The 14,180-nt window shown below is 65.9% G+C and carries 9 protein-coding genes and 1 pseudogene; 5 read left to right on the forward strand and 5 right to left on the reverse strand.

Annotation, left to right across the window (positions count from 1 at the left end; translation table 11 throughout):
• A pseudogene (locus tag YWC_RS27900) lies at window positions 1-234 on the forward strand (IS30 family transposase); the annotation flags it as partial.
• A 1,075-nt stretch (window positions 235-1,309) separates the two neighbouring features.
• Here the strand turns inward: YWC_RS27900 and YWC_RS0102095 are convergent.
• From YWC_RS0102095 to YWC_RS0102110, 4 genes are all read right to left on the reverse strand, one after another.
• Window positions 1,310-2,431 (reverse strand): metallophosphoesterase, encoded by a 1,122-nt coding sequence (locus tag YWC_RS0102095; RefSeq protein ID WP_027863896.1) that lies wholly within the window; start codon window positions 2,429-2,431, stop codon window positions 1,310-1,312.
• A gap of 229 nt (window positions 2,432-2,660) precedes the next feature.
• Complete coding sequence (locus YWC_RS0102100; protein ID WP_027863897.1) at window positions 2,661-4,022, reverse strand: MFS transporter; 1,362 nt, start codon at window positions 4,020-4,022, stop codon at window positions 2,661-2,663.
• Window positions 4,009-5,049, reverse strand: a complete 1,041-nt coding sequence (locus tag YWC_RS0102105) for a glucokinase (protein WP_027863898.1) — start codon at window positions 5,047-5,049, stop codon at window positions 4,009-4,011. The genes YWC_RS0102100 and YWC_RS0102105 overlap by 14 nt, the downstream gene beginning before the upstream one ends.
• Window positions 5,050-5,089: 40 nt before the next feature.
• Complete coding sequence (locus YWC_RS0102110; RefSeq protein WP_027863899.1) at window positions 5,090-6,424, reverse strand: GH1 family beta-glucosidase; 1,335 nt, start codon at window positions 6,422-6,424, stop codon at window positions 5,090-5,092.
• Window positions 6,425-6,633: 209 nt separating this feature from the next.
• Here YWC_RS0102110 and YWC_RS0102115 point away from each other — a divergent pair, with 209 nt between their 5' ends.
• The gene (locus tag YWC_RS0102115; RefSeq protein ID WP_027863900.1) at window positions 6,634-7,647 is read left to right on the forward strand and encodes a LacI family DNA-binding transcriptional regulator; all 1,014 of its coding nucleotides are present in this window, start codon (window positions 6,634-6,636) and stop codon (window positions 7,645-7,647) included.
• A gap of 122 nt (window positions 7,648-7,769) precedes the next feature.
• Here YWC_RS0102115 and YWC_RS0102120 read toward each other — a convergent pair whose 3' ends face one another.
• Window positions 7,770-8,912 (reverse strand): endo-1,4-beta-xylanase, encoded by a 1,143-nt coding sequence (locus YWC_RS0102120; protein WP_027863901.1) that lies wholly within the window; start codon window positions 8,910-8,912, stop codon window positions 7,770-7,772.
• A gap of 189 nt (window positions 8,913-9,101) precedes the next feature.
• Here YWC_RS0102120 and YWC_RS27905 point away from each other — a divergent pair, with 189 nt between their 5' ends.
• The 3 genes from YWC_RS27905 (at window position 9,102) to YWC_RS0102135 (ending at window position 14,157) form a co-directional block, all read left to right on the forward strand.
• A complete protein-coding gene (locus YWC_RS27905) occupies window positions 9,102-10,250 on the forward strand; it encodes a LacI family DNA-binding transcriptional regulator (RefSeq protein ID WP_051306150.1) in 1,149 nt (382 codons plus the stop codon).
• 294 nt (window positions 10,251-10,544) lie between these two features.
• The gene (locus YWC_RS0102130) at window positions 10,545-12,953 is read left to right on the forward strand and encodes a glycoside hydrolase family 3 N-terminal domain-containing protein (RefSeq protein WP_027863902.1); all 2,409 of its coding nucleotides are present in this window, start codon (window positions 10,545-10,547) and stop codon (window positions 12,951-12,953) included.
• 16 nt (window positions 12,954-12,969) lie between these two features.
• Entirely contained in the window at window positions 12,970-14,157 is a 1,188-nt protein-coding gene (locus tag YWC_RS0102135; protein ID WP_027863903.1) for a fumarylacetoacetate hydrolase family protein, read from the forward strand.
• The last annotated feature ends 23 nt before the right edge of the window (window positions 14,158-14,180 follow it).

Below are 14,180 nucleotides of genomic sequence, written 5' to 3' on the forward strand. Positions count from 1 at the left end.
TTCGCCGACCCGCACAGCCCTTGGCAGCGAGGGTCAAACGAGAACACCAATGGTCTGCTGCGCCAATATATGCCCAAGGGCTCGGACCTGTCGATCTACTCCCAAGACGAGCTCGATGCCATCGCGCTATCGCTCAACACGCGCCCTCGAGAAACGCTCGGATGGAAGACTCCACTCGCCGTTTATACCGAGCATATGGTTCGGCTACAATTGCAGGCCGATTCGATTCATTAATCCGGTGTTGCAGTTGGTTCTTGAGACCGCCGCTGCTAGAGTAAGTTGGCCTTTCATTTTTCCCTCAATGTTATGGTTTATGAAACTCAATCTTGCACTTCTGTTGTTGCAAAGTAAATACGTACAACCGTGGGAGCTTGCGTTTATGCCTAGTGCATTAAGATTTCTGCAGAAATTCCGAAGGTTGTCATAAAGAAAGGTTCGGACAGGCAAGACGATTGATCTTCGAATGCTAAGTTCGACTCATCAATATTTACAGGGGAACCGTTTTTGCCGAACGCTACCTCAACGCTCTCAATACGACCGATCTCCACGACGATGAACAGCATCGTCAAACGGTTTGATGCTTATAGGACTGCTTCCATGTATTGCCGTCCTCAGTTATATGGTTGTAATGAGTCAGTCGACTGGGACGCAGCTATGGCTGCGGTTCTCAAAACGATTCTTGGTATCGCTGTAGCGTACATAGTCGCGCTAGTCATCGCCTACCCTGCGTCCCTGTGGTCGCACTCATTGACGAAGTCTTTCAATATCAATACTCGTTGTTCGGCTTGGCTCCGTCGAGCTACTGTTTGCGGCATATTTCCAGTGCTGGCGATTTCCCCTTTGCTTGCCTTGACTGTGCTTCGCTGAAGATACGTCTGCAAGGCGTTAAAAGCGGCCTCTGCGGCAGGAGAGAGGCGCATTTATCCGATGAGGTTCCCATTTGCACTTTGACGATCCGATAGAGTGCTGACGTCGGTTCAACGCGATGTTATCGATTCCCAGAGCTCATAACGGCCCGCAAGTCCGTCCAGATGGGTTCGACTCCGTCTTTGCTCCAAGAAAAAGGATACGGGCCGCTTCTTCGCGCCCGTATCATTATGGGAGTCCGACCTTACCGGATGATGTTCAGCGTTGACAGGCGTGTGTCATTCATCCTGCCGGGAAGCACGTTCGATCGAGCAGGAAGCGCGCGACAAGCGTCGGGTCTCCGCTCAGCCACGAAGCCATCCGTGGTGCCGGCGTCAACACACCCCTCCCGATGCGGGAAACCGGTCGACGCCGCCCTTGCGCCTTTGCTACCGCAGCGCGCTCAATGTCCCTGACGCCGCAGCGTAATCCGCGTCAGCTCTGCAGGCACGCCAAGCCGAAGCGCAAAGCCCGGCCACAGCGCCGTGCCATTGTTCAGGTACAGCGTCATGCCCTCGACCTCGTAGCGGCCCGAGACAAAGCCATTGTTCGCCCGCGCCACCACCCGATCGAGCCCGAGGATCATGCCGCCGTGCGTGTGGCCGGACAATTGCAGCGCGACGCCACGGCTGGCTGAAAAGCGGGCATTCCTGGGCTGGTGGTCGAGCAGCACGACAGGAACGCCGCTTGGTGCGCCGCGCAGCGCCGCATCGAGGTCGGGCGCGGGAGCGCCGGTGCGCGGGGCGGTCAGGTCGTTCACGCCGGCGAGCACCAGTTGGCCGCTACCTCGCTTGACGATGGTATGGCTATTGTCCAGAGGCCTCATGTTGAGCCCGGCAAAATACGCCATCCATGCGCTATGGCCAAAAAAGTACTCGTGATTACCGGGAATGACCCAGACGCCGTCCTGGGCGCGCAAGTCACGCAGCGCGGCCACGTCGGCTTCGCGCTTCGCGACATTGCCATCGATGAGGTCACCGGTGATGACGATCAGGTCCGCCCCGAGCGCATTGGCATCGTCGACGAGCTTGCGTGTCCATGCTGCGTCGAACAGGCGACTGATGTGCAGGTCGGTCAGGTGCAGCACCCGATAGCCGTCGAATTCGGGTGGCAAGCCCTTCACTGCGATCTGTACGTCCTTCAGCGGTGGCGGCTTGATCGCCTGCATGACGCCGAGCGCGGCCAGCAGCATGGCGGTGATGCCGATCGCAGCGCGCAGGCGCGCAGGGATCGGCACGCGGTCGCGCCGGACCAGTGCGAGCACCAGGGTCCCAACATCGAGCAATAGCTGGAACACAGCCAGCAACAACATGGCGCCAAACGCCCAATTGAACAGGATGATGAGGGATTTCGGAAATTCCGGCGAAAACACGCTGCCAGAAGAAAAGCGCGACCACAGGTGATATTGCGAGGCCAGCGCCAACACCACCGCGCCAGCCAGCTTCGTGCGTCCGGCCAAGGGCAAGGGCAATAGCCAGCGTATCAGCACGACCACGCAGGGCAAACTGAACATCAGATGAAACATCAGGTGCGCTCCATTCGCTTCGAGTTGCGGCTGGAGTCGGCCGGATTGCCGTGCAGGGGCGTGGTGGCGCCCCAAGATAGTGCGAGGTAAATACCCATCGTGCCTTGTGTCCGAGCTGTCGAACACGCGAGCATAACGTAGATTGCGTGAAGGGATCGGCACCGGAGTGATTCGGCGCTGTTCGAAAGAAGAAAGTCAGCCGGGCGCGCGGGCCCGGCCGTTGCGACGCTCAGGCGGCGGGGTGGGGCGAACTGGCAGGCGGCGCACCTTCCTGCTCTACCACCCCGGTAGGCTGGCTCCCGTCGTCATGGTGGAAAGGCGCGAACCAGGTGGCCAGGAAGGACGGGATGGTCGCCACCATCACGAAAGTGAAGTAGCCGATGTAGCCCATCATTTCCTGCAGGTGGCCGCTCACCACGCCGGTCACCATGCCGCACAGCCCCATCAGGCCGGTGCCGAAAGCGTAGTGCGTGGTTGTGTACTTGCCGGGCGCGAGCTGCTGCATCAGGTAGATCATGAAGCCCACCGCGCCGAAGCCGAAGAAGAACTTCTCGATGACGACGCCAGCCGTGATGGCCAGCAGGCTGTCCGGCAGGTAGATGCTCATCAGGAGGAAAGTCACGTTCGGGATGTTCACCGCGCAGCACAGCACGAACAGGGTCGACTTCAGGCCGCGCCGCGCCACGTACCAGCCGCCCAGCAGGGAGCCGAGCAGCACCGCGGCCAGGCCGTAGGTGCCGTAGATCAGGCCGAGCATCTCATTCGACAGTCCCAGCCCACCCTTGGAGGCCGGATCCACCATGAAGAAGGGACCGATCTTCTCCAGGAAGCCGATGCTGAGCCGGAACAGGAAGGCGAAGGCGATCATCTTCCAGATGTCGCGCTTCTGGAACAGGGTGACGAAGGCATCCACCAGGATGCGGCCGGCGTCGCGTACGCTCGACGGCGTGTCCGCGGCGCGCGCCCCTTCCGGCATCGCGCGCGCGTGCCACAGCGCCATCAGGAGGGTCAGCCCGCCGACCAGGAAGAAGATGATGCGCCAGGACTCGACCCAGTCAGGTCCGAAGACCTTGGGATCGTGGCCGAACACGTTGCTGTGCAGGTAGCCGCTGAGGTACACCATGCCGCCCGCGGCGACGATCGGACCGATGTTCCAGGACAGGCTCTGGATGCCGCAATACAGCGACTGGGCGCGCGCGTCGAGGGAGGTGACGTAGACGCCGTCGCTGGCAATGTCCTGGGTGGCGCCGATGAAGGACAGCGCGAAGAACACCGCCATCAGGATGCCCATGTAGCCTGGCAGGCCCAATGCCAGGCCGACGCCGGCGAAACCGAGCCCGATCGCCACCTGCGCGCACAGCACGAAGAACTTCTTGGTGCGGTACATCTCCACAAACGGTGCGAACAGCGGCTTGATCGTATACGCCAGGATCAGGAGGCTGGAATACTGCGCGGCCCGGCCGTTGTCCATGCCCAGGTTCTTGAACATGATGGCGGTGACGCTGGTGAGCATCACGTAACCGAGCGCCATCGTGAAGTAACCGCTCGGCACCCACATCAGCGGGTGGCGGCTGCGTTCAGGCGTGCCCATGCTGCACCTCCAGCGTCGCTTGCGGCAAGCCGTGCGCGGCCGGTCGCTCATCCAGGTGTTCCGCCAGCATGGCGGCGGCGCCGCCCAGGGCCGGGTAGGGCGCATGGATCACGAAGCAGGGGATGCGTGCGGCAAAGCTCGAGAAGCGCCCCTTGTTCTCGAAGCGCGCGCGGAAAGGCGAGCGCGCGAACCATTCGCCCAGGCGCGGCACCACGCCGCCGCCGATGTAGATGCCGCCGCGCGCGCACAGGGTCACGGCGAGGTTGGCCGCCACGGTGCCGAGCATGCCGCAGAAGCTGTCGAGGGTATCGGCGCACAGCGGGTCGGCACCAATCAGGCCCCGTTCGACGATGACGGCTGGCTCCAGCGGCGCGGGTGCGAGGCCGGCGCGTGCCCGCAGCGCTTCATGGATCAGCGCCAGGCCGGGCCCGGAGACCAGGCGTTCGGCCGAGACGTGGTCCCAGCGCTGCCAGCAGTAGGCCAGGATGTCCTGCTCGCGGCGGTCGGCGGGCGAAAAGGCCACGTGGCCGCCTTCGCTTTGCAGGACGGTCCAGCGCCCGTGCGCGGGCAGCAGTCCCGCCACGCCGAGGCCGGTGCCGGCGCCGACCAGGCCGATCGCGCCGTCCAGCGCCGGGGCGCCGCCGCCTACCTGCACCAGCTCCGAGGCGCCCAGCTGCGGCAGCGCCATCGCCAGCGCCGCGAAGTCGTTTACCGCCAGCAGGGTCTCGAGTTCCAGTTCGGCGCGCGCCGCCTGCAGTGAGAACTCCCAGCAGTGGTTGGTCATCTTGACGTAGTCGCCTTCGACCGGGTTGGCGATGGCGATCACCGCATGGCGCACCGGCGCCGCGGGCGTGCGGTGGCGTTCCAGGTAGGCGCGGGCGGCGTCCTGGAAGCGCGGGTAGTCGGCGCAGGCCAGGGTCTCGGTCGCTTCGATCGAGCCCGGGCCGCGCTCCAGGGCAAAGCGTGCGTTGGTGCCGCCGATGTCGGCCACCAGGCGCGGTCCGTCCCGGTATTGTTCGTCGTTCATTGTCTCCTCCGTGTTTCTTTTTATTTGCCTGCAGTGCGCGTCATGCCGCGCGGCGCTGCCCGCGCTGGGCCGCGACGAAGTCGCGGTACCAGTGGGCGCTGGCCTTCGGCGTGCGCTGCTGCGTAGCATAATCGACGTGGTAGATGCCGAAGCGCTTGGCGTAGCCGGAGTTCCACTCGAAGTTGTCCATCAGGCTCCACATGAAATAGCCGCGCACGTCCACGCCCGCGTCCATGGCCTTTTTCAGGGCCGCCAGGTGCTGCTCGACGAAGCGGATCCGGGCGACATCGTTCACCTGTCCCGCCTCGACCCAGTCCGCCGAGGCCATGCCGTTCTCGGTAATGTAGATGGGTGGCAGAGTATATTCATCCTTGAGCTTGAGGAGAAGCTCGGTCAGGCCCTGCGGGTAGATTTCCCAGCCCATGTCGGTGGTGCCCAGCACGGCCGGCGCCGTGCGCGGCGGCGTCTCGGCGCTGGCGTAGTGGCGGAAGTAGTAGTTCACGCCCAGGAAGTCGAGCGGACCCTGAATGATGTCGAGGTCGCCCTCTGCGACCTGGGGCGCGTCGGCGCCGTGCGCGCGCAGCGCCAGTTCCGGGTAGTGGCCCTTCATGATCGGGTCTATGAACCACTGCACCGAGCGCGCCCACTCGAGCTCCGCCAGCGCGCGGTCGGCCTCGCTATCGGTGGCCGGGTCCGAGGTCCACTGGTTCAGCACGATGCCGAGCGCGGCGCGCGGACGCAAGGAGCGCATCGCGCGCATCGCCAGGCCGTGCGAGAGCAGCAGGTGGTGCGATACCTGGATCGCCTGCCTGGCGTCGGTGACGCCGGGGGCGAACTGCGAATTGCCGTAGCCCAGGTTGGCGGTGCACCAGGGTTCGTTGTGGGTCGCGATGCTGGCCAGGCGGTCACCGAAGCGGCGCGCCACTTCCTCTGCGTAATCGGCGAAGCGGTAGGCGGTATCGCGCGCGAGCCAGCCGCCCACATCCTGCAGGCCTTGCGGCAGGTCCCAGTGGTACAGGGTCAGGTGCGGCGCGATGCCTTTTTCCTCGAGCGCATCGAGCAGCCGCGCGTAAAAGTCGAAGCCCTTTTCGTTCCACGCGCCCTTGCCAGCCGGCTGCACGCGCGCCCAGGCCATCGAGAAGCGATAGGCATCCACGCCCAGGGCGGCCATCAGGCCGACGTCCTCGCGGTAGCGGTGGTAGTGGTCGCAGGCAACATCGCCGTTGCTGCCGTCCTTGATGTTGGCGGGATTGCGCGAGAAGGTGTCCCAGATCGAGGGGCCCTTGCCGTCGGCGTCGGCGCCTCCTTCGATCTGGAAGGCGCTGGTGGCGACGCCCCAGGTGAAATCAGGAGGGAATTGCGTGGAATCGGTCATGGCGGCTGGTATCGAGGTTGGCGGCGAGGCCCGGCGGCGTGCCTGCGCAGCCACTCCGAACCCGTGTATGAAATCGATTTCATGATATGCGTGCGCCGGAGCGGGTGTCAACGATATTTTGGCGGGTAGTAGCGTGGTGGCTGCTGCTATACTGGCAATTTTCCACCCCTGGCCGCGGCCCCCAGTTGCCGTTCCGGCCGAAAGCATGCATGAGAAAAGCATCCGACAAGCCGACGGCCACTGTCCATGAAGTCGCCCGCGTGGCCGGGGTGTCGGCGGCGACGGTGTCGCGCCTGCTGAACGGCACCGCCAAGGTCTCCGACGACAAGCGCCAGGCGATCGAACAGGCGATCGAACGGCTGAACTACAAGCCGAACGTGCTCGCCCAGAACCTCAAGACCGGCAGCTCGCGCACCATCGGCATCCTGACCCAGTCGCTGGCTTCGGGCTATTTTGCCGACGCCATGGCCGGCGTCGACGAAGCCCTGCAGGGCACCGGATATGCGCCGCTGATCGTGTCCGGCCACTGGCATGCGGACGAAGAGGCGGAGCGGATCGAACTCCTGATCGCGCGCCGGGTGGACGGCCTGGTGATCCTGAGCGGGAACCTGAAGGACGAGCAGATCCTGGCGCTGTCCGAGCAGGTGCCGATCGTTGCCTTCGGACGCGACCTGCAGGGCCCGCGCACCTATGGCTTCTGCCTGGACAACTACCGCGGCGCCTGCGACGCGGTCGAGCACCTGGTCGAACACGGCCACCGCGACATCGCCTTCATCGCGGGCCCTTCCGAGCACCGCGATGCGCTGGCGCGCCTGGCCGGTTACCGCGACACCCTGGCCAGGCACGGGATCAAGCCGCAGCGCAAGCTGGTACTGCCCGGCGACTTCTCGGAGTCCGGCGGCCTGCAGGCGGTCGAGCGCCTGCTCGCTTCCGGCCAGCGCTTCACGGCCATCTTCGCGGCCAACGACCTGACCGCCTATGGCGCCCGGCTGGCCCTGTTCAGGCGCGGCATCGCGGTGCCGGACGAGGTGTCCGTGGTCGGCTTCGACGACCTGCACAGCTCGATGTACACGACGCCGCCCTTGACGACGGTGCGCCAGCCGCTGTTCGACGTCGGCCAGCGGCTGGGACGGGCGATCCTTCGGATGATCCGCCAGCAGCCGCTCGAGCTCGAAGTGCCGGAACCGACCCTCGTGGTGCGGGAGTCGGTGCGCGCCCTGTAGGGTGCACGGCTCTGCCGTGCGCGCGTTCAACTTTCGGCTGCGCTGTGGCTACGCATGCCGGAGCTGAACGCGCGGTCGGCGGAGCCGACCACCCTACATGACAGGTGCGCTGCCGTCGCGAGTCAAGCCTGGCGAGCCGGCATCGCCCGCATGGCGTCCGCGATCGCCTGGCGCAGCGGCTTGGCGCGCAACTGCGCGTCGTAGGGAAGGGGACGCTGCGCCAGCTTGTCCTTGCGCGGCGCCTCGTCCCAGGTCTGCAACCAGCTGATGTGGTCGGCCATGCCCCACAGCAGGAAGTCCTTCAGGCGCGGATAGGAAAGCGTCACGTCGAGGAATTCGCGCGCGGCGGCGGCCACGCCGGCGTCGCGCTTGGCGATGTCGGCGGGCAGGGCGCGGTCGTTGACGTCGAATTCGGTGATCAACAGGTCGAAGCCCATGGCGGTGGCCTCGTCCAGGAATTTGCGCCATTCGAGCATGTCTGCGCGGCCGCGCTTCTTGCTCTCGTCCCAGGAGCCGATGTGGGCCTGCAGGCCGAGCGCGTGGACCGGGGTGCCGCGTTTCTTCAACTCGGCCAGCATGGTCAGCACGCCGGCGCGGTGCTTGGCGCTGCCCGAATCTTCGCGCATGTAGTCGTTGTAGACCAGCTGGGCGTGCGGCGCATACTCCTGCGCCAGGCGAAATGCCAGGTCGACCTGCTCGATCGCGCCGGCGGGGCCGGAGAACGGGCGGGTGAGGGCGTTCTGGCGCATCTTGCCGTCGGCCGGGTCGACCGCTTCGTTCATCACGTCCCAGCTCTGGATCCGGGTGCCGTAGTGCGCACACACGGTCTGGGCGTGTTTACGCATCAGGCGTTCCACGCGCGCCCTGTCCTTGCCGAAGTTCTCCTTCGCGACCCAGGCCGGCAGCCACTTCTCGGGCTGCCAGAACAGGTTATGGCCGCGCATCGCCATGCCGCTCTTCTCGGCCCAGGCCAGCATCGCGTCGGCCGGGCCGAAGCGGTAGGCGTCGCGCGTCGGCTCGAGCGCCTGCCACTTCATCTCGTTCTCGGCGACGATGATGTTGCACTCGCGTTCGACCAGGGCGCGGTAGGCCGCGTTGCCGAACTGGTTCGCTCCGGCTCCCACCGCGGTGCCGAAGCGCAGGCCCTTGCGCTTCGCGATGTCTTTGAGGGCCTCGCCCGCGGGGGCGGCTGCCAGTGCGGGAAAGCCCGCCGGCAGGAGGGCGGCGCCGGCAAGGGCCTGCAGCATGGTGCGTCGTGTCGTCATGTTGTTCTGTGTCTCCGTGTTGTGATTGTGGCTCCGGAATGGTAGCGCAATCTTTTCGAGATTGAAATCGATTTCGAAGCAAACATCGCTTTTTCGCCGACCAAGGGAGGGACGCGCTTTCCCATTTGCGATTGTGTTAAGATAGCGCAAACAACAGGGTTGAATGTCCATACAGGGGTCTGCGAGAACATGAGTAAAGCCAACGTGAAAGCCATCCAGGAAGACGTGGAGCGCCGCGGCCAGCCGACCATGGCCGACGTCGCCAAGCTCGCCGGCGTTTCGCCGATGACGGTGTCGCGCGTCATGAACGGCAAGGGCCTGGTGCGCGAGAGCACGCGGCGCAAGGTCGCCGAGGCGGTCGCCGCCCTGAACTACACCCCCAACCAGGAGGCGCGCAACCTGGCTGGCTCCAAGCCGATCCGGGTCGGATTCCTGTACAGCAACCCTAGCGCCGCCTACCTCAGCGAATTCCTGGTCGGCCTGCTCAGCCAGTCCGGCCTGAACAACGTCCAGCTGTTCGTCGAGAAGTGCGAAGCCGGGCAGCACGAAGAAGAGCAGACCCGGCGCCTGATCGGCAACGGGCTGGACGGCATCATCCTGCCGCCGCCGCTGTGCGACAGCGAAGCCGTGATCGCGTGCGTGGCCGAGGCCGACATCCCGGCCGTGGTGGTCGCCTGCGGTTCTCCGGACGAACGTGTGGGCGCCGTCAGCATCGACGACTACGATGCCGCCTACCAGATGACGCGCCACCTGATCGCCCTCGGCCACCAGCGCATCGGCTTCATCGTCGGCCACCCGAACCAGACCGCCAGCGGCCGCCGCCTGGCGGGCTACCGCGCCGCCATCGAAGAGAAGGGCGCCGACAAGGCCGAAGACCTGGTGGTGCAGGGCATGTTCACCTACCGCTCCGGCCTGGATGCGGCGGAACACCTGCTGGCCCTCGAGGAGCGCCCGACCGCGATCTTCGCCAGCAACGACGACATGGCCGCGGCTGCCGTCGCGGTCGCGCATCGCCTGGGCCTGGACGTGCCGGGCGACCTGACCGTCACCGGTTTCGATGACTCGGCCCTGGCCACCACCATCTGGCCCGAACTGACCACCGTGCGCCAGCCGATCGCCGAGATGGCGCGCGAGGCCGTGCAGTCGCTGGTGCGGCGCGTGCGCGGACTGCGCGAGGGTGAAGAGGCGCCGCCGGAACGCGTGCCGATGGTATTTGAACTGGTGCGCCGCCAGTCGGACGCCGCCCCGCGCACCCGGCCGCCGGCGCGGCTGCCCTCCGTCAAGGCCGGCGCCAAAGCCGCGCCTGCGGGTGCGCGCCGCGCCCAGGCAACACGCTGAGCTGCACCCGCGGCAGTTTCCGCGCTCGTTCCCGTCCCCGCAGCGCGCCGTTCCGGCGCGCCCGCGGCACCCTTCCTCTTTTCTGACACCCCCCGCCTTCGAGGCCCCTCCGGGCGGGTTCCCATCGCCTTTCGTCGCGCTCGCTGAACATTCGGCAAGTATTTGATTGACAGCTGATAATTCCGCCGTTTAGACTGGAATGGTTGCGGTAACATTTCTGTTATACGAATGTTTGAATGCAATTACCCGCCGTTCACGAGCGGGACATAACAACAAGCAGCGGAGACGACATCGATGGGTATCAAACGCAGGGAATTCCTGGCCTCGGTAGGGAGCATGGCTGGCATGGCGGGCCTGGGCAGCGTCCCGGCCCTCGCCGCAGCGGCCCCCAAGGGCGGGCAGGGCGGCGTGCCGCTGTACAAGCAGGCAGGTGCACCGGTCAATGCGCGGGTCGAAGACCTGCTGCGGCGCATGACGCTGGAAGAAAAGATCGTTCAGATGCAATGCTTGTGGCAGAAGAAGCCGGGCGTGCAGAACCAGGACAGCAGTTTTTCGATGGAGAAGGCGCAGGCCGCCTACCCAAACGGCATGGGCATGCTGGCGCGCCCGTCCGACCGCCTGCTGGGCCGGGACGCCAACGTGGCCGGCAATTCGGGCGCGACCGCCAACCGCGGTCCGCGCGAGACCGCCGAGTACGTGAACGCGGTGCAGAAATGGGCAGTGGAACGCACCCGCCTGGGCATTCCGGTGCTGATGCACGAGGAAGCGTTGCACGGCTACACGGCACGCGAGGCGACCTGCTTCCCGCAGGCGATCGGCCTGGCCTCGAGCTTCGACCCGGCCCTGGTGACGCAAGTGTTTTCGGTGGCGGCGCGCGAGATGCGTGCGCGCGGCGCCAACCTGGCGCTGGCGCCGGTGGTCGACGTGGCGCGCGATCCGCGCTGGGGCCGCATCGAGGAAACCTATGGCGAAGATCCGCACCTGTGCGGCGTGATGGGCAAGGCGGCCGTGATCGGCTTCTCGGGCGAGACCCTGCCGCTGGCGGCCGACAAGGTGCATGCGACCCTCAAGCACATGACCGGCCACGGCCAGCCCGAGAGCGGCACCAATATCGGTCCGGCCCACGTGGGCGAGCGCACTCTGCGCGAGGATTTCTTCCCGCCTTTCGAGAAGATCATCAAGGAAACGAAGATTGCGGCGGTGATGCCCTCGTATAACGAGATCGACGGCCTGCCGTCGCACGCCAGCCGCTGGCTCCTGACCGACGTCCTGCGCAAGGAGTGGGGCTTCCAGGGCGCGACGGTGTCGGACTACATGGGAGTCAAGGAACTGGTCACGCGCCACAGCCTGGCCGCCAGCGACAAGGAGGCTGCGCTGCAGGCGGTCAAGGCCGGCGTCGACGTCGAGACCCCGGATCCGCTGGGCTACCTGACGCTGGCCGAACTGGTCCGCGAAAACCGGATCTCGGTCAAGGAGATCGACGCCAGCGTGCGCCGTATCCTGAAGCTGAAGTTCGACGCCGGGCTGTTCGAGAACCCGTACGCGGACGCGGCCCGGGCCGAGGCCCTGACCGCCACCCCGGATGCGATCGAACTGGCGCGCGAAGCGGCGCGACGCAGCGCGGTGCTGCTGAAGAACGACAAGGGCCTGTTGCCCCTGCAGCCGAACCGGGTCGGCAAGATGCTGCTGCTCGGCACCCACGCGAAGGACACCCCGATCGGCGGCTATTCCGATATCCCGCGCCACGTGGTCTCGATCCACGAGGCGCTGGAGAAGGAAGCGCGCGCCCAGGGCTTCTCGTTCGACTACCGCGAGGGCGTGCGCCTGACCGAACAGCGCATCTGGGGCAAGGACGAGATCGAATTTACCAAGCCGGAAGTCAACGCGCGCCTGATCCAGGATGCCGTGGAAGCCGCCAGGTCGGCCGACACCATCGTCATGGTCCTGGGCGACAACGAGATGACCGCGCGCGAAGCCTGGGCCGACCACCACCTGGGCGACCGCATCACGCTGGACCTGCTCGGCCAGCAGAACGACCTGGCGCGCGCCATCTTTGCGCTGAACAAACCAACCGTGGTGCTGCTGCTGAACGGCCGTCCGCTCTCGGCCAAGCTGCTGGCCGAACGCGCCGGCGCCTTGCTCGAATGCTGGTACCTGGGCCAGGAAACCGGCCATGCCGTGGCCGACCTGCTGTTCGGCCGCGCCAACCCGGGCGGCAAGCTGCCGGTCACGATCGCGCGCGACCCGGGCCAGCTGCCGATGTACTACAACCGCAAGCCGAGCACCCGGCGCGGCTACATCGACGGCGTGACCACGCCCTTGTTCCCGTTCGGCTACGGCCTGTCGTATACCCGTTTCGAGATCTCGGCGCCGCGCCTGACGCAGGCGCGCATCGGGGTGAACGGCAGTACCCGGGTCCAGGTGGACGTTCGCAACGTGGGCAAGCTGCGCGGCGACGAGGTCGTGCAGCTGTATATCCGCGACGAGGTCAGCTCGGTGACCCGGCCACTGCTGGAGCTGAAGGGATTCCAGCGCGTCAGCCTGGAGCCGGGCGCCAGCCGTACCCTGGACTTCGACATCAAGCCGAGCGACCTGTGGTTCTTCAACGCCGACATGAAGCGCGTCGTCGAACCGGGCACGTTCAGCATCTTCGTGGGACCGAACAGCGTCGACCTCAAGAAGGCGACCCTCACCGTGGCATAAGGAAAAGAGAAAGATCATGAAACAAGAAACCAATCTGCTGCCCGCCGACCTGAACGACGCTTTGCTGGTCGGCCGCGTCTGGCGCGGCGCGCCAGTCGACGGCCCCGCCGTGGTGGCGGTACGCCGCGGCCGCCTGGTCGACATCACGCGGCACGCCGCCACGGTGGCCGAGCTGTTCGAGCGCGACGACATGCTGGCCATCGTGCGCGGCGCCGAAGGCGAAGACCTGGGTGACGCCCTGGCGCTGGTGCAGGCGGCGGCCAGCGGCGAAGCGGACCAGGACGTCAGGCTGCTCGCTCCCTGCGACCTGCAGGCGATCAAGGCTTGCGGCGTGACCTTCGCGGTCAGCCTGCTGGAGCGCGTGATCGAAGAGCAGGCCAAGGGCGATCCCGGGCGCGCCGGCGAACTGCGCGCCCAGCTGCAGGCCTCGATCGGCACCAACCTGTCGCAGATCGAGCCGGGCTCCGAGGCCGCGCTGCGCCTGAAGGACGAGTTGTCCAGCCGCGGCCTGTGGTCGCAGTACATGGAAGTGGGCATCGGGCCGTATGCCGAGGTGTTCACCAAGTCGCAGCCGATGTCGGCGGTCGGCCATGGCGCGGAGGTCGGCCTGCACCCGGCATCCCACTGGAACAACCCGGAACCGGAAATCGTGCTGGCCGTGAACAGCCGCGGCCTGGTGGTCGGCGGCACGCTCGGCAACGACGTCAACCTGCGCGACATCGAAGGCCGCAGCGCTCTGCTCCTGGGCAAGGCCAAGGACAACAACGGCTCCTGCGCGATCGGCCCCTTCATCCGCCTGTTCGACGGCGGCTTCTCGCTCGATACCCTGCGCGAAGCCGAAGTGGGCATGCTGATCGAAGGCCTGGACGACGGCTTCACCTTGGCGGGCCACAGCCGCATGCGCGAGATCAGCCGCGATCCGCTCGACCTGGTCGGCCAGACCTGCGGTGCCCACCACCAGTACCCGGACGGCTTCATGCTCTTCCTCGGCACGATGTTCTCGCCGATCAAGGACCGCGACGCGCCGGGCAAAGGCTTCACCCACCACCTCGGGGATCGCGTCAGCATCTCCACGCCCTCGCTCGGCACGCTGGTCAACACGGTCCAGCGCAGCGACGGCATCGAACCCTGGACCTTCGGCGTACGGGCCCTCTACAACAACCTGGCGCGGCGCGGCCTGCTGGCTGCCGCCGGCGCCCGCTAGGACGCCATTCCCTCACGAGATTT

Origin of the sequence: Massilia alkalitolerans DSM 17462 (assembly GCF_000427785.1) — a bacterium.
GTDB classification, from domain to species: domain Bacteria; phylum Pseudomonadota; class Gammaproteobacteria; order Burkholderiales; family Burkholderiaceae_D; genus Telluria; species Telluria alkalitolerans.

Excerpts from the sequence above, each read along its gene's own strand:
- YWC_RS0102115 (WP_027863900.1), top strand. The coding sequence starts at position 6,634 with ATGAGAAAAGCATCCGACAAGCCGACGGCCACTGTCCATGAAGTCGCC.
- YWC_RS0102120 (WP_027863901.1), bottom strand. The coding sequence starts at position 8,912 with ATGACGACACGACGCACCATGCTGCAGGCCCTTGCCGGCGCCGCCCTC.
- YWC_RS27905 (WP_051306150.1), top strand. The coding sequence starts at position 9,102 with ATGAGTAAAGCCAACGTGAAAGCCATCCAGGAAGACGTGGAGCGCCGC.
- YWC_RS0102110 (WP_027863899.1), bottom strand. The coding sequence starts at position 6,424 with ATGACCGATTCCACGCAATTCCCTCCTGATTTCACCTGGGGCGTCGCC.
- YWC_RS0102100 (WP_027863897.1), bottom strand. The coding sequence starts at position 4,022 with ATGGGCACGCCTGAACGCAGCCGCCACCCGCTGATGTGGGTGCCGAGC.
- YWC_RS0102105 (WP_027863898.1), bottom strand. The coding sequence starts at position 5,049 with ATGAACGACGAACAATACCGGGACGGACCGCGCCTGGTGGCCGACATC.
- YWC_RS0102095 (WP_027863896.1), bottom strand. The coding sequence starts at position 2,431 with ATGTTTCATCTGATGTTCAGTTTGCCCTGCGTGGTCGTGCTGATACGC.
- YWC_RS0102130 (WP_027863902.1), top strand. The coding sequence starts at position 10,545 with ATGGGTATCAAACGCAGGGAATTCCTGGCCTCGGTAGGGAGCATGGCT.
- YWC_RS0102135 (WP_027863903.1), top strand. The coding sequence starts at position 12,970 with ATGAAACAAGAAACCAATCTGCTGCCCGCCGACCTGAACGACGCTTTG.